A 15,821-nucleotide genomic window follows, 5' to 3' on the forward strand; every position below is an offset into this window, starting at 1 on the left:
CCCTTGAGAGACTTTATGATGCGCGCTGATGTAACACCCTAATACGGCTCGTCAATTGACCTTACCGTCATGGAGCGCGTGTCGGCGATGCCGCCACTTGCGCGCGATCCACAATCGCCAGCCCAGCGCGGACAATGCATAGCCGAGTGCCGCAGCCGCGACCGTCAGCACCAAAAGCCCCAGTCCGAACGCCGGACCCTTGTCCCACAGCCAGTGCAGCCAGCTCGTTGCCCATTGCAGCCAGCCGGTCGCGGCGTCCTGCACCGGCTGGCTGACGATCGGCACGTCGGTGCGGATCAGCCAGGCACCGATGCGATAGGCCACGAACCACAGGATCGGCGTGGTCAGCGGATTGGTGATGAAGGTGGTGAGCGCCGCGACCGGCACGTTGGCGCGAAACGGCAGCGCGAAGACGGCGGCGATCGCGATCTGCGCGACCGGGAACAGGAACCCCGCGACCATGCCCAGTGCAACCCCGCGCGGCACCGATCGCCGGGTGAAGCGCCACAGCTCGGGCGCCAGCACACGGTGCGCGACCGGGCGGAGCAGGCGATTGGCCTCCATCGACTCGCGCGTCGGCAGGTTGCGCCGACACCAGCCGACCGAGCGCTGCCACAGCGTTGGTGGCGCAGACGCCATCAGCCCCGCTCGCGCAGGATGCGGCCGGCCTCGCGCTTCCATTCGCGCTCCTTGATGGCGGCGCGCTTGTCATGATCCTTGCGGCCCTTGGCCAGTGCCAGCTCCACCTTCGCCCGTCCCCGCGAATTAAAATAGACCGACAGCGGCACCAGGGTCATTCCCTCGCGCGCTACGGCTCCGTGGAGCTTGTTTATCTCGCGCTCATGAAGGAGCAATTTACGGGGGCGCTTGGCCTCGTGATTGAAGCGGTTGCCATGGCTGAATTCCGGCACATTGGCGTTGACCAGCCAGACCTGCGAATCACGCACCTCGGCATAGCTCTCGGCGATCGATCCTTCGCCGAAGCGCAGCGATTTCACCTCGGTTCCGGTGAGGGCGATCCCCGCCTCATAGACGGTGTCGATCGTATATTCGAACCGCGCCTTGCGGTTCTCGGCGACGATCTTCTTCTTGTCGAAGGTGGCGGGTTTGGGACGAGACATGCTGCGCGCGATGTAAGAGGCGCGAGGGCCGCTGGGAAGCATCCGCGCGCCGGAGCCGTCACAAAGCGGGTCAGGGCGCTCGTCTGAACAGTTCGTCGACGATAAGCCACGGTTCATCTACGACGTTGCAGGTATCGATCCAGGATCGGAGAGGGCGTGATGAACGAGATAATACGGCGTAGTGGGCTGATCGTGCCGGCGGCGGTGCTGGCCGTGGGCGTGATAGCGGGCGGCTATCTGCTCGGTAACGGGCTGGTGCGCGCGCACCATGCCGATCGTTCGGTCACGGTGCGTGGGCTGGCCGAGCGTAACGTCACCGCCGACCTGGCGGTGTGGACGCTCAACTATTCGGAAGCGGGCACCGGCCTGGCGACGGTGCAGACCAAGATCGAGCGCGACACCGACACGATCCGCCGCTTCTTCACCGCGCTCGGCTTCCCGCCCGAGGCGCTGAGTCCGGCGGGGGCGGGGGTGTCGCAGAACTTCGTGAACGGTATCCAGACGGTGACGATCAACCAGCGGTTACAACTTCGCACCACCGACATCGCGCGCGCGCGCCGCGCCGTTGCCCGCCAGTTCGATCTCGTGCGCGAGGGGGTGGTGCTGCAAGAGGGGTCGGGGATCAGCTACAGCTTCACCCGGCTGAACGACATCAAGCCGCCGATGGTCGCGGCCGCTACCCGCGACGCCCGCGCCGCCGCCGAACAGTTCGCCAAGGACAGCGATACCGAGGTCGGCGGGATCAAGAGCGCGACGCAGGGGTATTTCTCGGTCGAGGCGCGCGACGGCGAACAGTCCGGCTACGGCGTGGCGGACACGCCGTTCAAGAAGGTGCGCGTGGTGACGACGATCGACTTCTATCTGCGATAAGCCTTCATCTCGGGGGTGTCAGGCCAACCCCGCCGCTGTCAGTGCCGCATCGGCCGCCGACCGCGCCGCCTCGTTCGCGGGCGTCATCGGCAGGCGCAGATGCGGCGGGAAGTCGGGGCGAACCCTGGTCATCGCGTACTTCACCGGCCCCGGCGAGGCATCGAGGAACATCGCCTCGTGCAGCGCATAGAGGCGATCGTGCAGCGCCAGTGCCGCGTCCCAGCGCGCCTGCGCACAGGCCGTCTGAAACTCTGCGCAAAGGCGCGGCGCGACATTGGCGGTGACCGAGATGCAGCCGACCCCGCCCAGTACGTTGAACGGCAGCGCCGTCTCGTCATTGCCCGAAAGCTGCACGAAGTCCGCGCCCAGTGCCAGCCGGTGCTGCGTGGCGCGGGTCAGTATGCCGCTGGCATCCTTGATCCCGACGAACAGTTGCGGAAAGGCGCGGACGATGCGGATCACCGTCGCCGGCTGGATATCGGTTACGGTACGGCCCGGCACGTTATAGAGGATGATCGGCAACGGCGAGTCCGCGGCCAACGCCTCGAAATGGCGGAAGATGCCCTCTTGCGAGGGGCGATTGTAATAGGGCGGCACCATCAGCGCCGCATCCGCCCCCGCATCCCTGGCGGCACGCAGATTGGCGGAGGCGACGCTGGTGTCATTCGATCCGGCGCCGGCGATCACCGGCACCCGGCCCCGCGCCTGATCGACGCAGACCCGCACCACCTCGAAATGCTCGCGCTTGTCCAGCGTCGCCGCCTCTCCGGTGGTGCCGCACGCAACCAGACCCGCCGATCCCTCGGCGATCTGCCACTCGACGAGGTCGCGAAAGGCCCGCTCATCGAACGCACCGGTCGCGTCGAACGGCGTCACCAGCGCAGGGATAGAACCGGAAAACATGAAGATAGGCATCCTTCTGGCGTCATGCGCCGCATTTCGTTCAGGACAGATACTGGTCCATGCCCTATTCTGTCCACATGATCGCACCGATGAAGTCCGGGGTGCTGCTGGCGATGCTGGTCGGCACCTCCGCCCTGCCCGATGCTGCAACCCCCGCCGGACAGGAGGCCGCGCCGCTCGACGGCTGGCTGACCCAGCTTGCCGGGCGGCCGCAGGCGCCCACCCCAGTTTCGCCCGTCGCCGTCCAGCAGGGCCGCCCGGCCAACCTCCTGCCCCCTGCCCCGGCGAACAGCGGCGCGATCGCCGCGGCCATCGCGCAGTGGCGCGCGCTGCAGCAGACGGACGCGCTGCCGTTCGACAGCTATGCCAATTTCATCGTCCAGCATCCCGGCTGGCCCGGTGAGGCGGCCAACCGCCGTGCGGCGGAGCGGCAGGCGGGGCTGGGCAGCGGATCGCCCGGCAACATCGCCGCCTTCTTCCGCCGCTATCCGCCTTCCACCGACGCCGGCCGCGTCGCGCAGGCGCGCGCGCTGCTCGCGACCGGCGACCTTGCCGGCGCCAATGCCGCCGCGCGTGCGGCCTGGCGCGGCGGCACGCTGGCGACTGCGGACGAGAGCGCGGTGCTGACCGGCTTTCCCGGCGCGTTGACCGCCGCCGATCATGATGCGCGGATGGACGCGCTGTTGTGGCAGGCCAATCTGGGCGGGGCGGCACGCCAGCTGGCGCTGGTCAGCCCGTCGCGACGCCCGGTGTTCGAGGCGCGTCTCGCCTTCCGGAGCAAGGCGGCGAACGCGGCCGAACTTTCTGCGGCGACGCAGGCGCTCTATGCGAACGATCCCGGCTATATCGCCGATCGCGCGACCTGGATGCGCAATTCGCTCGATCCGTCGGTGCGCAGCTATCTTGCCCAGCCGCGCAGGCTCGCCACCCTGCCCGGCAATGTCGAGAAGTGGTACGAGGTGCTCTTGGTCAACGCGCGCGGTGCCGCGGCGGACAATCAGTGGCAGCTGGCCTATGACATTGCCCGCCAGATTGACGACGCCTATCCAACAGGCACCGACATCTCCAAGAAACCCTATGGCGAGCGGGACGATTATACCTCGCTGGCATGGCTGGCGGGGCAGACTGCGCTCAAGCAGCTGAACCGACCAGCGGACGCGATGGTGATGTTCGATCGCTACGCCCGTGCGATCCAGTCGCCACAGACCCGCGCCAAGGGATATTACTGGGCGGGGCGCGCTGCCGAGGCGGCGGGCAAGCCGGCCGAGGCAGCGGACTATTTCGGGCAGGCCGCGGCCTATCGCGACAGCTATTACGGCCAGCTCGCTGCCGAGCGGACCGGGCGACCGCTGGTCGCGCCACCCGCCGTTCCGGCACTCGCCGTCACCCCGGCCGACCGTATGGCGTTTGCGGGGCGGGAGACGGTGCAGGCCGCGCGCTTCCTCGCCAATGTCGGCGACTGGCGTGACCAGACCGCCTTCGTCCGCCAGATCGCCGCCGACGCATCGACCGAGAGCGACCACCTGCTCGCCGCCGAGCTGTCACGTCAGATCGGTCGCCCCGACCTGGCCGTGATGGTCGGGCGCAGCGCGCTGGTGAACGGCCTATCGGATTATTCCGCGGCCGGCTTCCCGACCGTACCGGTGCCCGCCGGTTACGAGAGCAACTGGACGATCATCCACGCGATCGCGCGGCAGGAGAGCCAGTTCGATCGCGCGGCGGTGAGCAGCGCCGGCGCGCGCGGGCTGATGCAGTTGATGCCCGCCACTGCGCGCGAGCAGGGCGGCAAGATCGGACTGTCCTTCACTCCCGAGCAGCTGTCGAGCGACCCGTTCATCTCTATCCAACTCGGCTCCAGCTATTTCAGCCGCGTCTATGCCAACTATAACAGCTATCCGCTGACGATCGCCGCCTACAATGCCGGGGGTGGCAATGTGAACAAGTGGCTGCGCCAGTTCGGCGACCCGCGCACCGGGCAGATCGACATGGTCGACTGGGTCGAGGCGATCCCGTTCGGCGAGACTCGCAACTATGTTCAGCGGGTGCTGGAGAATGCCGTGGTCTACGACCTGATGAACCCGGGCCGCTCGCGCAGTCAGGGTCAGGCGCGGCTCAGCTGGTACCTGGGCAAGAACCGGCCGGGCTGATGACCGATCGTCCCAACTATATCACGCCCGCTGGCTACTCAGCGCTCCGCACCGAGTACGACAAGCTGTTCGTCACCGAACGCCCCGCCCTGGTCGAGACGATCGCCTGGGCGGCAGGCAATGGCGACCGGTCCGAGAATGGCGACTATATCTATGGTCGCAAGCGCCTGCGCGAGATCGACCGGCGGCTGGGCTGGCTGTCTAAACGGATGAAGGCGGCCAAGGTCGTCGATCCCGCCCGGCAGGAGGATCGCAGCCGCGCCTGGTTCGGCGCCAGCGTGACGATCGCCGACGAGGACGACAACCAGCGCACCCTGACTTTGGTCGGCGACGACGAGGCGGATGCCGGGGCGGGCCGGATCGGCTGGAATGCCCCGCTAGCCCGCGCGCTGCGTGGTGCCGTGGCGGGCGACCTGCGCCGCGTCATACTGCCTGCCGGCGAGCGCGAGTATGAGGTGCTGGGCATCGCCTATCCCGCCGGTTGAGGAACGGCGGTGGTCGCCCGTCGGTTGTACCGTACGAGGAGACTGACATGGCCGATCCGCACCCCAATGCCGACTGCGACACGATCCAACGGGCGGTGATCGAGAACATCAACGCCGACGCTGCCGCCGGGATCGCGCCCGGACTGATGACCGACGTCTATGTCGCGATCGACACACCCGACGAGGTCGATGACACCGAGGGCTGCTCCGACGAATAGCTGCAGCCCCATTGCCATCGCCGCGATGGGCTGCGCACAAGCGACGTGATGGATACCACCCCCACCCGCAACGTCGCGCTGCTGATCGACGCCGACAACGCCTCCGCCGCGACGCTGGACCCGGTGCTGACGGTGTTGGCCGAGCTTGGCACCGTCAACATCCGCCGCGTCTACGGCAACTGGACCAAGCCGGGGCTGAAGAGCTGGGGCGAGATGACGGTGCGCCACGGCATCGAGCCGCAGCAGCAGTTCGACCTGACCAAGGGCAAGAACGCCACCGACATGAAGATGACGATCGACGCGATGGACCTGCTGTTCCGTGGCAAGGTCGAGGCGTTCGGCATCATGTCGTCCGATTCGGATTTCATGCCGCTGGCAATGCGTATCCGGCAGGAAGGTATCCCCGTGTACGGCTTCGGCACCAGCCGCACGCCGGAGGGGTTCCGGCGCGCCTGCACCCGCTTCATCGACGTGGCCGCCATCTCCGCCGATGCTCCGCCCGCGGACAAGCCGACACCTGCCCGTGGCCGCAGCAGGACGACGGCGGCCAAGGTTGCGGACACGCCAGCCCCCGCCGCAGTAGCAACCGACGTACCAATCGCCGACTCGCTCCCCCCCTCGATCGCGGCGTCGCGCCCGGCCAAGCCCAAGGCACCGGTCGACAACGAGCTGCTTCAGTTGCTCATCGACGCCTATGACGCGTCGAAACGCGACGAGAAGGGGTTCGTCAGCCTGTCGGCGATGGGCCAGCTGGCGGCGAACCGGTCGAGCTTCGACGTCCGCAACTATGGCTACAAGCGCCTGTCCGACCTGATCGGCGCGGTCCCGAATTTCCAGACCGAGGTTCGCGAGGGCGGGCGCTCGTTCGTCAAGCGGGTGCGGTGATGTTGGCTGGGGTTGGGCGGCGTGGTATCACCTCGGCGTGACCGTTCAGCAACGCCTTATCCCCGGCAAATATCGTCTAACCGTCAAGGACTTCCTGCGGCTGGGCGATTCCGGTGTCTTCGGCACGGATCGTACCGAATTGCTGGACGGAGACATCATCGTCATGAACGCCGAGTATCGTCCCCATGCGTGGACAGTGGGCGAGCTTGGCTATCTCATCCGCCGTATGCTCGAGAAGATGGGCAGCGACCTCCACGTGATGTCCGCCAGCGTCGCGCTGTCGCACCACGATATGCCGCTGCCCGACATCGTCCTCACCGATGAACCCAAAGGGGCTGGCCCCATCCCGTCGACATCAGTTTCCCTAGTTGTCGAAGTCGCATCGTCCACACTTGACCGCGATTTGGGCAGTAAGCTGTCGAGCTATGCGCAGGCGGCCATCCCGGAATATTGGGTGGTGGACGTCGAAAGTCGTACAATCCACCAGTTCTGGTCGCCTGGCGAGGGTGTCTACCGCCAAACCAATTCGGTGGCCTTCGGTGCTGACATGGCAGCTGCCACCCTGCCCGGCTTGACCATCGAGACCGCCGCTCTCTAGGCGGCAGTCTCGCAGCATCTCACCGCGTCAGCTTCTTGTATGCCAGCCGCGTCGGGCGGTCGGCGGCATCGCCCATGCGGCGGCGCTTGTCTTCCTCGTAGCTCTCGTAATTGCCCTCGAACCACTCGACATGGCTGTCGCCCTCGAACGCCAGGATGTGGGTGCAGAGGCGATCGAGGAAGAAGCGGTCGTGGCTGATGACCACCGCGCAACCCGCGAACGTCTCCAGCGCCTCTTCCAGCGCGCGTAACGTTTCCACGTCGAGGTCGTTGGTCGGCTCGTCGAGCAGCAGGACGTTGCCGCCTTCCTTCAACATCTTGGCCATGTGGACGCGGTTGCGCTCGCCGCCCGACAGCTGACCGACCTTCTTCTGCTGGTCCGGCCCGCGGAAGTTGAACGCGCCGACATAGGCGCGCGTGCCCAGTTCCTGCTTGCCGAAGCGGAAGACCTCCAGCTCGTCGGAGATTTCCTGCCAGACGTTCTTGTCGGGATCGAGGTCATCGCGGCTCTGGTCGACATAACCGAGCTTCACGGTCGAGCCGACGTCGATCGTGCCGGCGTCCGGCTGTTCCTGGCCGGTGATTAGTTTGAACAGGGTTGACTTGCCCGCGCCGTTCGGCCCGATAACGCCGACGATGCCGCCCGGCGGCAGCATGAAGTCGAGGTTCTCGAACAGCAGCTTGTCGCCGTAGGACTTGGTCAGGCCCTTCGCCTCGATGACCTTCCCGCCCAGCCGCTCGGGCAGTTGGATCAGGATCTGCGCCTTGCCGGCGACGCGGCTCTCCTGCTTGGCCATCAGTTCGTCGAATGCGCGGATGCGGGCCTTCGACTTGGTCTGGCGCGCCTTGGGAGTCTGGCGCATCCACGCCAGCTCGTCGGCGATCGCGCGCTGCTTGCCGGCCTCCTCTCGCTCCTCCTGCTCCAGCCGCTTGGCCTTCTTCTCGAGGTAGCCGGAATAGTTAGACTCGTAGGTATAGTAGCGACCGCGATCGAGCTCGAGCACCCAGTTCACGACATTGTCGAGGAAGTAGCGATCGTGGGTGACGAGGATGACGTTACCCGCATATTCTTTCAGGTAATTCTCCAGCCATGACACGCTCTCCGCGTCGAGATGGTTGGTCGGCTCGTCGAGCAGCAGGATGTCGGGCTTTTCGAGCAGCAGCTTGCAGAGCGCCACGCGGCGCTTCTCGCCGCCCGACAGACGGGTCACGTCGGCATCGCCCGGCGGGCAGCGCAGCGCCTCCATCGCCTGTTCCAGCTGGCTGTCGAGCGACCAGCCGTCGACCGCGTCGATCTTGGCCTGAAGGTCGCCCATCTCCTCCATCAGCGCGTCGAAGTCGGTATCGTCCTTGGGATCGCCCATCTCGGCCGAGATCGCGTTGAACCGGTCGACCAGGTCCGCAACGGGGCGCACGCCGTCCTTGACGTTGCCCATCACGTCCTTGCTCTCGTCGAGCCGCGGCTCCTGCGCCAGATAGCCGACGCGCACGCCCTCTGCCGCCCACGCCTCGCCCTGAAAATCGGGATCGATGCCGGCCATGACCTTCATCAGGGTCGACTTGCCCGCGCCGTTGGGACCGATGATCGCGATCTTCGCGCCCGGAATGAACTGCAGGTGGATGTTGTTGAGGACGGGCTTGTTGGCGCCGGGAAAGGTCTTGGTCAGGCCCTTCATGACGTAGGTATACTGGACGGCCATCGCGGTGCCGGGCTCCATGGTTCGAATGACGGGAAATCGTTGTCCGCGAGATAGCGATGCGCGCCCGTATTGGCAACGCGGCCGCCCGCGATCGATTGCGATGCCGGGCGGGGCTTGTGCGCCGCCGCCCGAAGGTCCTACCCAGTCGTGCATCGTCCAAGGGGGAAGTCCATGTTCCGATCCGCGCTGCTGCTGCTCGCCGCGACCGCCGCTCCTGCCCTGGCCCAGGCGCCGACCGGTCCGACGACGCCGCCGATCACGCGGCCGCGCGCCACCCCACTCCCCGTCCAGGTCGATCCGAAGCTGGCCACGCTGCGCGACAAGGCGCTGGGCGACGACGTCGCCTGGACGATCACGCGCGACCTGACGACCGAGATCGGGCCGCGCATGACCGGCGGCTCGGCACGGCAGGCCGCGGCCCGTGACTGGGCCGTCACCCGGCTGAAGGCGCTCGGTTTCCGCAACGTCCGCATCGAACCCTATACCCTGCCGCAGGTGTGGGAGCGCGGGAGCGAGACGGCCGAGGTACTGGGCGAGCACGCACAGCCGCTCCGCCTCACCGCGCTCGGCAATTCGGGCGCGACCCCGACAGCCGGGCTGGTGGCACCCGTGGTCTGGTTCGCCAGCATGAACGACCTGCTGCTCGCGCCCGAGAGCAGCCTGCGCGGCAAGATCGCGTTCGTCTCCAATGCCATGGAGCCGACCCAGGACGGGTCGAGCTATGGCAGCTCCGGCGTGGCGCGCTTCACCGGGCCCAACGTGGCGGCCCGAAAGGGCGCCGCGGCAATCGTGATCCGCTCGATCGGCACCGATCATGGCCGCGGACCACATGCCGGCAACACCAATTTCGACGACGGCGTGACACCGATCCCTGCCGCCGCCCTGTCCGTCGCCGATGCCGAGAACCTGGAGCGGCTGATGCAGCTCGGCAAGCCGATCACGCTGAAGCTGATCGTGACGCCGCGCTTCACCGGTCCGCGTCAGTCGGGCAACGTGGTGGCGGAGGTCCCGGGCACCGACCGCGACGCGGGCATCGTCCTGATCGGCGGACATCTCGACAGCTGGGATCTCGGCACCGGTGCGATCGACGACGCGTCCGGCCTTGGCATCACCACTGCCGCGGCGAAACTGGTGATGGACGCCGGTCGCCCGCGCCGCACGATCCGGGTCGTCTGGTTCGGCGACGAGGAGATTGGCGGCTTTGGAGGCCGGGCCTATGCCGCCGCCCATGCCGGGGAGCGCCACGCGATCGCCACCGAGAGCGATTTCGGTGCGGATCGAATCTGGCGCTTCGAGACGAACTTCACCGGTGCCGCCACGGCGATCGGCGACCGGCTGGCTGTTGGCCTGGCGCCGCTGGGCATCGTCCGGGGGACCGCAACCGCGGGTGGCGGGACCGACGTGGAGCCGGTGCTCGCCACCGGTGTCGCGGGGCTGGAGCTGAACCAGTCGGGCCTGCGCTATTTCGACGTGCATCATACGCCGGAGGACACGCTGGACCGGATCGACCCGGTCCAGCTGCGCCAGAATGTCGCCGCCTGGACGACCATGCTCCACGTCGTCGCCAATGCGCCGGAAGAGATACCAGCCGTGGCGCCCCGCCCCTGATTTGCGACGAACGGTGGCGCCGCAATGGAACCTGCCACCTTTTCGCCTAAATTCCGGATTGACCCATTGGAACGGTAGAGTATGCACGCAGCCTCGCGTCGGCGCTCGGCCTCGCGAACGAATTGCTATGCTTGGGAGCATCAGATGAAGAAGATTCTGCTCGTTGCGGCCGCTGCCGGCCTGATGTCGGTTGCCGCCTGCTCGAAGTCGCCGGAAGCCGCCGCTGTCGAGAACAACGCCGACATGCTGGCCGACAACCTGGAGCTGCAGGCCGACAACCTCGAGGACCTGGCCGACAACACCGCCAACGCCTCGACCTCGGCCGCGCTCGAGAACGCCTCGGACAACCTCGAGGACGCCGCCTCGAACGTCCGCGACGCCGCCGACGAGAAGGTCGACAACATGAAGTAAGCCGATCGGGCTTCGGCCCGGTTGCGCTTCATGCGTGAAAGGGCGCTCCCGCCAGTCGGGAGCGCCCTTTTTCTTTGCTCGCCGCTGCGCTAGGCAGCGCCCGCGTGGGCCTGTAGCTCAATGGTTAGAGCTGGCCGCTCATAACGGCTAGGTTGCGGGTTCGAGTCCTGCCGGGCCCACCACGCTTTTGGCTAAGTGATTGTTATTAAACTGTTATTTTGCGAGAAATGGCTAACCTTGTTCGAAAGGTTAGCCAATTTGGCGGTTAGCTGTCCGAGAAGCGACCGATCGCCTGCCCCATTGCGACTGACGCGAGGCTCTCCTGCTCTGCCGCTGCGGTGTAGAGTGTGACTTCGCTGTCGCCCTTCCAACCGCCGACGGCCTTGATGCCCAGCTGCGTGACCTGGCTCTCCGCCATGCGTCGCGCGATCGCCTTGCGGAGGCCGTGGGCGGTGCACTGCGGCAGTCCCGCCTCGTTGCACCATTCTCGCACCTTGTTGCCAAAGCCATCCTTGGAAAACGGGACACCGGATTGTGTCACGAGGAAGCTCTTCAGGCCGATGTGCGGCATGGCGTCTATTGCACGGCGGAGGTCGGGCGCGATCGGGAGCCACAGGTCGGCGCCGTTCTTCGAAGCTCGGAAGTTGATCTTCCCACGGATGATGTGTGCCGGGCCGAATAGCCGGGTGTCACCGCGCCGTTGGCCAGTCCACAGCATGATCTCCAGCGCCAGCCGAGCGCGGGTGCCGAGCGGGTGTCGAGCCTTGTACTGCGCGATCTCTGCTTCCGTCCAAGGGTGGAAGCCGGTCAGACGTGCGCGACCGATGCGCTCAGCTTCCTCAACGGGGTTGGTGGCAATCCACTTCAACTTCCTCGCGTAGGCGAATAGGCGCAGCAGCTCCTTCCGGAGATTCCGCGCGGCAACCTCGCCGCCCACCGAGCGACCGCTGTCCAGCTTCCGCTTCTCGGTCCGGCCAATCAAGATCGCTTCGATGTGCTCGAACTGAAAATCGGCCACGAGCTGCGCACCGAACTCGGCACGGAATGCCTCGATCAGCCCGCGACGTCGCCCGCGCGTTTCGTCGTTACCGCGGCCGGCGAAGTCGCCCGAGAGATAGAAGCGCGCGCACAGGTCGGAGACGCTTCGTGGCACGGCCGGCAGCACAGCGACTCGCGGCTGCGCGTTCATGAGGGCCTTGTACTCGGCTTCGAAACCAGGCTGGTCCGGCAGCGCCTTCATGTAGACCTTGCGGCCATTCTTTCGAAACCGCGCGCGAACCTTTCCATGCCGATCGGGATCGAGCGTGACGTGGGGGTAGCGCGTCTTCATCGGTTCAGCAGCAGCCTATCGAGCGGGTTCTCTCGCGCTTTCATCATCGGCGCATTGCTTGCATCCACGACGATGTTGCCTTGCACGTCAATACCCACCCGGACATGATCGTAGCCGGCCTCCCTGGCCGCCTTCATCGCCCGGCTAACATCGGACTGGGTAAAGCGGGCGCGAGCAGTCATGCGGCTTTCCTGTCGCGCTCGCTGGCCGTGGCCGCTGCGGCACACCGCCGCGCCGCTACTGTTTCCCGGACGATCCGGCAGCTGTACGTGCCGGGGTCGCGGCTCTGCCACCAGGCGAGCGCGTCACACAGGTCGGCGATTTCGCGTTTGGCCCAGCTGGTCGGGTCGCGATCGGCGATGGCCCGGCCCCGCGCGGCGGCAGCGGTCATCTCCTCGGCCAGCTCGAACTCGTAGGCGCCGAAGCCATGCACGCCCCTACCCTCGTCCCACGGCGGATAGATCGGTCCGTGTAGGTCCATCGCCCAGCACCACTGGGCGACCAAGGCACGGGCGCGGTCCTGGCCGAGCGCGCCAGTCTCGGCCGGCAGCTTGCCGGCGGCGATCAGCGCGGGGTACTTCGCCTCGCGCTCGCGCAGCAGGTGCACGGCGCCCGCGGCGCAGTAATCGCGGTCGTAATAGGTGGCGAGGCGCGGGATCATGCCGAACGCTGACGCTCTGCGGTGCGATGCTTGAGCTTGGCGACCGCCATGACTGTCGGCTTCACCTCAGGCGACGCTTCGTCATACGGCAGCGTCCGTCGGAAGCGCCCGCCGTTCAGCCGTGCCAGCACACCGCGAGGCAGCGCCTCCCAGTTGCCAGGGTTCGTATTCAGACGATCGCCGTCGAGGCACTTCAATGCGTAGCCTGCGGGCACCGGACCGTTGACAGCCTCCCATTCCAGCCGCTGCACCAGCTGCCACCGGGAGCGCATCGGTAGTCCGTCATGTACCTTCCGCTCGCGATACCCATCCTTGCTGACGCGCTCGGTGCCGATGGGCTTGTAGTTGAGCGCAGCTTTGCCGGTCCGACCGCCCTTCCGGAATTGCGTGCGCTGGGCATTTGGGTGCAGGCCGCCCTTGCCGGGCTTGCACCGTGTTCCCTTGTTGGCAGGCACCTGGCCCTTCTCGAATCGGCCGGTGCGGCCAGTAAGCCACCCCCGCCGGTTGCGCAGGCTGTGGAGGTGCTTGGCGGCAATATCGGTACGATGAAAGGCTGTCACGAAGGCCCGGTGGTAGTCGCCGATCACCATGTCGCGGTGTGCCTCCAGCCACGCCATCTCGGCAGCGGAGTAAGGGATGGGACGCCCCTTCACTGACCGCCCCCATGCGTAATCGTCTTGCGCTCAGCCTCGGGAGCGATTGACGCCAGATGAGGCGCGAAGTGATAGCCATGCTGGGCGAGCAACGAGGCTGCCTTCAGCTGGAGATCAGCGTTTCGCACGATCTGATCGGCGACCGACACGATCGCCTCGGCGCGCTTCGCTTCCTTCTCGATCTGCTCGTCGGTCAGATCCTCCTCGCCGAGCCGCTCCAGCTGCGCGAAGAGATGGTTGTTCAGGTCGGCCAGCTTGTTCTTCATGGCTGATGCTCCACGCGCGGCGCGTGGCCGCCACAGGTGTTGATGGCGAGCGCGACGACGGCGGCGATGATCGCGACCTTGTCGTCCCGGCGCTCGCGGTTCGGATCGATCTGGATCACCGGCTCGCCGGCCGCGTCCTCGATGTCGCCGTCGCCGGCGACCGCCAGCGGCAGGCGCACGCCCGCGGCGAGCAGGGTGTTGCGGACCCAGCCGGGGCCGGGCTGGTCGCCCTCCCCGATCACCGCGCGCTCGGCGAGCGCCACCACCGTCTGCCAGTCGTGGAGATCGCCGGCCTCGAAGGCGGCGCGTAAGACGTTGGCGTGGACGCGGGCGAACAGCGCCTGATAGTCGGCGGGGGTCATGCCCCCTTCTCCCGATCAAGAGCGGTTGCGGTGGAGGGAGGCGCGATACCGGGCCGCATTGACGTATCCGCGCCGGTCAGCGCTGCATGCCAGTTGGCGAGCGCCGCAGCTGTGCTGATCGTGTGATGCTGAGCCTTCGTCAGGTCGCCTCGCGTAGCCGCATCAGCCGCCTTCTGCGCCAGATAGCCGATCAGCCAGAACCAATCGAACGGCGTCTTGCCGGCATCATGGTTGCTGCCCCAGCGTTCGCGCTGGTGAGCGGCTTCCAGCGGAACTCCGGCCATGAAGTCCGCCGTTTCGGGTGCGTTGATGATTTCGCGCCGAACAATATCGAACTCCCACCGATCGAGTTGGAGCGGTCGCCCGGTTCGCGGGTTGAGGGGGAACGGAGCATCGTTGTCCGGCGCCCTACCACCGGTGATGATGCGGCGCGGCTCATCAGGCGTGAAGATCATCGCCCACCCTCCGCAATCCCGCCCGCCGGTGCCGGGATTGCCGGTAATGTGGGACTGGTGGCGGTGCATGGATCGCCGTCGCAAGTGATGTCGTCGCAAACGATCCGCTCGGTAGCACCTACGCGCGGCGCGCGGGGCGTGTCGGCGGGGCATGCGCGGTGCCGGTAGCAACCGCCGCCCTCGTCGACGAAGAAGTCGGCGAGCATTTTGGTCGCGAAGCTGGCAACGAAGGCGCCGTCGCTGTTCTCGACGACATGGATGCCGAACAGCATAGATGCAGGCGGCGGCAGGACGGCAAGCGCGCCGTCGTATGCAGTTTGCCAGCAGCGCGCGACCTGCCCTGTGCAGGAGTAGCGGGCGCCCTTCGCCCGATAGGCAGGCACCACCTTGTCGGCAATCTCGACCGCGCGGCGCTCGGCGTACGCGTTCGTGCTTTCGCGGATTATGGCCGGCGCGTCACCGTCAGGATCAGCGCGCACGTAGCGAACCGCTCCGTGATCTTGCCCCGTGTCAGCCGTCGGCGAGGCATGGAAGATCGGCGCGCCGAACTCGTCGGTACCGATCAGCCAGTATGTCGGTAGCGCAGGAGCGTGCTTCATATCCGCCCCATCATCCAAGCGATCAGCAGGCCGGCCGTCATGTAGAAGAGCAGGCCTCCACCCGCGGCGACGCAGGCCCAGCCGATTGCGTCGTCACGAGCGCGCATGCGGTCGCAGAACGCGATCCAGAAGGCGCTCTGCTCGGGCGCCATCATCTGTGAGGGTGGTGGGGTGTCCTGCGCCGCTACGGGCAGGTCGGGCTTCCAGTGCTGCACAGCGGCCTCCATCGCCGCGGGGTGCGGCAGGAGGATAAACTACGCTTATCGTAGCTTCTTAGTCAATACGCTTTTCGTAGCTTTGCTCGTTAGCGCGATCGGGATTGCGCCTCTGTTCTATTTCTGTTCTCATAAAGAGCAATTTGGATTCGGAGTGTCGAATGCGTCGCGGATGCCAGCTACAGTTCTTCGGAGAGCCGCGAGGGCCGATCCGCGATAACCTGGATGAAGCACAAAGCGACGCACTGCGCCTCAAGCTGGGGCGGTTCGATGGTGACGGCCGTTTCTATCTCGATGCTGGCGCCACCTTCGTATGGCTTCCTATCGTGACGGTC

The 15,821-nt window shown here is 66.5% G+C and carries 21 protein-coding genes and 1 tRNA gene; 9 read left to right on the forward strand and 13 right to left on the reverse strand.

Annotated elements, in window-relative coordinates; translation table 11 throughout:
• Nucleotides 1–51 precede the first annotated feature (51 nt).
• Both Q5H91_RS03925 and smpB read right to left on the reverse strand, forming a co-directional pair.
• A complete protein-coding gene (locus Q5H91_RS03925) occupies nt 52–639 on the reverse strand; it encodes a DUF2062 domain-containing protein (RefSeq protein ID WP_305171905.1) in 588 nt (195 codons plus the stop codon).
• Entirely contained in the window at nt 639–1,121 is a 483-nt protein-coding gene (gene smpB / locus Q5H91_RS03930; RefSeq protein WP_305171906.1) for an SsrA-binding protein SmpB, read from the reverse strand. Before smpB ends, Q5H91_RS03925 begins: the two co-directional genes overlap by 1 nt.
• A gap of 159 nt (nt 1,122–1,280) precedes the next feature.
• Between smpB and Q5H91_RS03935 the strand changes: the two genes are divergently transcribed.
• Nucleotides 1,281–1,991, forward strand: coding sequence for an SIMPL domain-containing protein (locus tag Q5H91_RS03935; RefSeq protein WP_305171907.1), 711 nt, complete (start codon nt 1,281–1,283; stop codon nt 1,989–1,991).
• 18 nt (nt 1,992–2,009) lie between these two features.
• On the opposite strand, the gene dapA is transcribed toward Q5H91_RS03935, so the two are convergent.
• Nucleotides 2,010–2,894 carry a 4-hydroxy-tetrahydrodipicolinate synthase gene (gene dapA, locus Q5H91_RS03940; protein WP_305171908.1) on the reverse strand — a complete coding sequence of 295 codons (885 nt, stop codon included), beginning with the start codon at nt 2,892–2,894 and terminating at the stop codon, nt 2,010–2,012.
• Nucleotides 2,895–2,971: 77 nt separating this feature from the next.
• Here dapA and Q5H91_RS03945 point away from each other — a divergent pair, with 77 nt between their 5' ends.
• The 5 genes from Q5H91_RS03945 to Q5H91_RS03965 are packed head-to-tail and all read left to right on the forward strand — an operon-like array spanning nt 2,972 to nt 7,227.
• Nucleotides 2,972–5,041 carry a lytic transglycosylase domain-containing protein gene (locus Q5H91_RS03945; protein ID WP_305171909.1) on the forward strand — a complete coding sequence of 690 codons (2,070 nt, stop codon included), beginning with the start codon at nt 2,972–2,974 and terminating at the stop codon, nt 5,039–5,041.
• Entirely contained in the window at nt 5,041–5,526 is a 486-nt protein-coding gene (locus tag Q5H91_RS03950; RefSeq protein WP_305171910.1) for a GreA/GreB family elongation factor, read from the forward strand. The genes Q5H91_RS03945 and Q5H91_RS03950 overlap by 1 nt, the downstream gene beginning before the upstream one ends.
• A gap of 47 nt (nt 5,527–5,573) precedes the next feature.
• Complete coding sequence (locus tag Q5H91_RS03955; protein ID WP_305171911.1) at nt 5,574–5,744, forward strand: hypothetical protein; 171 nt, start codon at nt 5,574–5,576, stop codon at nt 5,742–5,744.
• 48 nt (nt 5,745–5,792) lie between these two features.
• Entirely contained in the window at nt 5,793–6,629 is an 837-nt protein-coding gene (locus Q5H91_RS03960; RefSeq protein ID WP_305171912.1) for an NYN domain-containing protein, read from the forward strand.
• Between the two features lie 37 nt (nt 6,630–6,666).
• Nucleotides 6,667–7,227 carry a Uma2 family endonuclease gene (locus Q5H91_RS03965; RefSeq protein WP_305171914.1) on the forward strand — a complete coding sequence of 187 codons (561 nt, stop codon included), beginning with the start codon at nt 6,667–6,669 and terminating at the stop codon, nt 7,225–7,227.
• A gap of 19 nt (nt 7,228–7,246) precedes the next feature.
• Here the strand turns inward: Q5H91_RS03965 and ettA are convergent, their stop codons facing one another.
• Nucleotides 7,247–8,926: an energy-dependent translational throttle protein EttA gene (gene ettA, locus Q5H91_RS03970; protein ID WP_305172386.1), complete on the reverse strand. Its 1,680-nt coding sequence runs from the start codon at nt 8,924–8,926 to the stop codon at nt 7,247–7,249.
• A gap of 171 nt (nt 8,927–9,097) precedes the next feature.
• Here ettA and Q5H91_RS03975 point away from each other — a divergent pair, with 171 nt between their 5' ends.
• The 3 genes from Q5H91_RS03975 (at nt 9,098) to Q5H91_RS03985 (ending at nt 11,127) form a co-directional block, all read left to right on the forward strand.
• Complete coding sequence (locus tag Q5H91_RS03975) at nt 9,098–10,534, forward strand: M28 family peptidase (RefSeq protein ID WP_305171915.1); 1,437 nt, start codon at nt 9,098–9,100, stop codon at nt 10,532–10,534.
• A gap of 144 nt (nt 10,535–10,678) precedes the next feature.
• A complete protein-coding gene (locus Q5H91_RS03980) occupies nt 10,679–10,945 on the forward strand; it encodes a hypothetical protein (protein ID WP_305171916.1) in 267 nt (88 codons plus the stop codon).
• 106 nt (nt 10,946–11,051) lie between these two features.
• Nucleotides 11,052–11,127, forward strand: a tRNA-Ile gene (locus Q5H91_RS03985).
• 83 nt (nt 11,128–11,210) lie between these two features.
• Here Q5H91_RS03985 and Q5H91_RS03990 read toward each other — a convergent pair.
• The 9 genes from Q5H91_RS03990 to Q5H91_RS04030 form a co-directional block, all read right to left on the reverse strand.
• Nucleotides 11,211–12,275, reverse strand: a complete 1,065-nt coding sequence (locus Q5H91_RS03990) for a tyrosine-type recombinase/integrase (protein WP_305171918.1) — start codon at nt 12,273–12,275, stop codon at nt 11,211–11,213.
• Nucleotides 12,272–12,457, reverse strand: coding sequence for a hypothetical protein (locus Q5H91_RS03995; protein ID WP_305171919.1), 186 nt, complete (start codon nt 12,455–12,457; stop codon nt 12,272–12,274). Before Q5H91_RS03995 ends, Q5H91_RS03990 begins: the two co-directional genes overlap by 4 nt.
• Nucleotides 12,454–12,936 (reverse strand): hypothetical protein, encoded by a 483-nt coding sequence (locus Q5H91_RS04000; RefSeq protein ID WP_305171920.1) that lies wholly within the window; start codon nt 12,934–12,936, stop codon nt 12,454–12,456. Before Q5H91_RS04000 ends, Q5H91_RS03995 begins: the two co-directional genes overlap by 4 nt.
• Entirely contained in the window at nt 12,933–13,553 is a 621-nt protein-coding gene (locus tag Q5H91_RS04005; protein WP_305171921.1) for an HNH endonuclease, read from the reverse strand. Before Q5H91_RS04005 ends, Q5H91_RS04000 begins: the two co-directional genes overlap by 4 nt.
• 32 nt (nt 13,554–13,585) lie before the next feature.
• Entirely contained in the window at nt 13,586–13,855 is a 270-nt protein-coding gene (locus Q5H91_RS04010; protein ID WP_305171922.1) for a hypothetical protein, read from the reverse strand.
• Complete coding sequence (locus Q5H91_RS04015; protein ID WP_305171923.1) at nt 13,852–14,217, reverse strand: hypothetical protein; 366 nt, start codon at nt 14,215–14,217, stop codon at nt 13,852–13,854. The genes Q5H91_RS04010 and Q5H91_RS04015 overlap by 4 nt, the downstream gene beginning before the upstream one ends.
• Nucleotides 14,214–14,672: a hypothetical protein gene (locus tag Q5H91_RS04020; protein ID WP_305171924.1), complete on the reverse strand. Its 459-nt coding sequence runs from the start codon at nt 14,670–14,672 to the stop codon at nt 14,214–14,216. The genes Q5H91_RS04015 and Q5H91_RS04020 overlap by 4 nt, the downstream gene beginning before the upstream one ends.
• A complete protein-coding gene (locus tag Q5H91_RS04025) occupies nt 14,669–15,151 on the reverse strand; it encodes a hypothetical protein (protein WP_305171925.1) in 483 nt (160 codons plus the stop codon). Before Q5H91_RS04025 ends, Q5H91_RS04020 begins: the two co-directional genes overlap by 4 nt.
• A 116-nt stretch (nt 15,152–15,267) precedes the next feature.
• The gene (locus Q5H91_RS04030) at nt 15,268–15,498 is read right to left on the reverse strand and encodes a hypothetical protein (RefSeq protein ID WP_305171926.1); all 231 of its coding nucleotides are present in this window, start codon (nt 15,496–15,498) and stop codon (nt 15,268–15,270) included.
• Nucleotides 15,499–15,821 lie beyond the last annotated feature (323 nt).

Origin of the sequence: Sphingomonas aurea (genome assembly GCF_030678875.1) — a bacterium.
Taxonomy (GTDB): Bacteria; Pseudomonadota; Alphaproteobacteria; order Sphingomonadales; family Sphingomonadaceae; genus Sphingomonas; species Sphingomonas aurea.

Coding starts and splice junctions, on each gene's coding strand:
- Q5H91_RS04015 (WP_305171923.1), bottom strand. CDS start 14,217: ATGACCCCCGCCGACTATCAGGCGCTGTTCGCCCGCGTCCACGCCAAC.
- Q5H91_RS04020 (WP_305171924.1), bottom strand. CDS start 14,672: ATGATCTTCACGCCTGATGAGCCGCGCCGCATCATCACCGGTGGTAGG.
- Q5H91_RS03990 (WP_305171918.1), bottom strand. CDS start 12,275: ATGAAGACGCGCTACCCCCACGTCACGCTCGATCCCGATCGGCATGGA.
- Q5H91_RS04000 (WP_305171920.1), bottom strand. CDS start 12,936: ATGATCCCGCGCCTCGCCACCTATTACGACCGCGATTACTGCGCCGCG.
- Q5H91_RS03955 (WP_305171911.1), top strand. CDS start 5,574: ATGGCCGATCCGCACCCCAATGCCGACTGCGACACGATCCAACGGGCG.
- Q5H91_RS03925 (WP_305171905.1), bottom strand. CDS start 639: ATGGCGTCTGCGCCACCAACGCTGTGGCAGCGCTCGGTCGGCTGGTGT.
- Q5H91_RS03950 (WP_305171910.1), top strand. CDS start 5,041: ATGACCGATCGTCCCAACTATATCACGCCCGCTGGCTACTCAGCGCTC.
- Q5H91_RS04010 (WP_305171922.1), bottom strand. CDS start 13,855: ATGAAGAACAAGCTGGCCGACCTGAACAACCATCTCTTCGCGCAGCTG.
- Q5H91_RS03935 (WP_305171907.1), top strand. CDS start 1,281: ATGAACGAGATAATACGGCGTAGTGGGCTGATCGTGCCGGCGGCGGTG.
- ettA (WP_305172386.1), bottom strand. CDS start 8,926: ATGGCCGTCCAGTATACCTACGTCATGAAGGGCCTGACCAAGACCTTT.
- Q5H91_RS03980 (WP_305171916.1), top strand. CDS start 10,679: ATGAAGAAGATTCTGCTCGTTGCGGCCGCTGCCGGCCTGATGTCGGTT.
- Q5H91_RS03945 (WP_305171909.1), top strand. CDS start 2,972: ATGATCGCACCGATGAAGTCCGGGGTGCTGCTGGCGATGCTGGTCGGC.
- dapA (WP_305171908.1), bottom strand. CDS start 2,894: ATGTTTTCCGGTTCTATCCCTGCGCTGGTGACGCCGTTCGACGCGACC.
- smpB (WP_305171906.1), bottom strand. CDS start 1,121: ATGTCTCGTCCCAAACCCGCCACCTTCGACAAGAAGAAGATCGTCGCC.
- Q5H91_RS04005 (WP_305171921.1), bottom strand. CDS start 13,553: ATGGCGTGGCTGGAGGCACACCGCGACATGGTGATCGGCGACTACCAC.
- Q5H91_RS03960 (WP_305171912.1), top strand. CDS start 5,793: ATGGATACCACCCCCACCCGCAACGTCGCGCTGCTGATCGACGCCGAC.
- Q5H91_RS03995 (WP_305171919.1), bottom strand. CDS start 12,457: ATGACTGCTCGCGCCCGCTTTACCCAGTCCGATGTTAGCCGGGCGATG.
- Q5H91_RS03975 (WP_305171915.1), top strand. CDS start 9,098: ATGTTCCGATCCGCGCTGCTGCTGCTCGCCGCGACCGCCGCTCCTGCC.
- Q5H91_RS04030 (WP_305171926.1), bottom strand. CDS start 15,498: ATGGAGGCCGCTGTGCAGCACTGGAAGCCCGACCTGCCCGTAGCGGCG.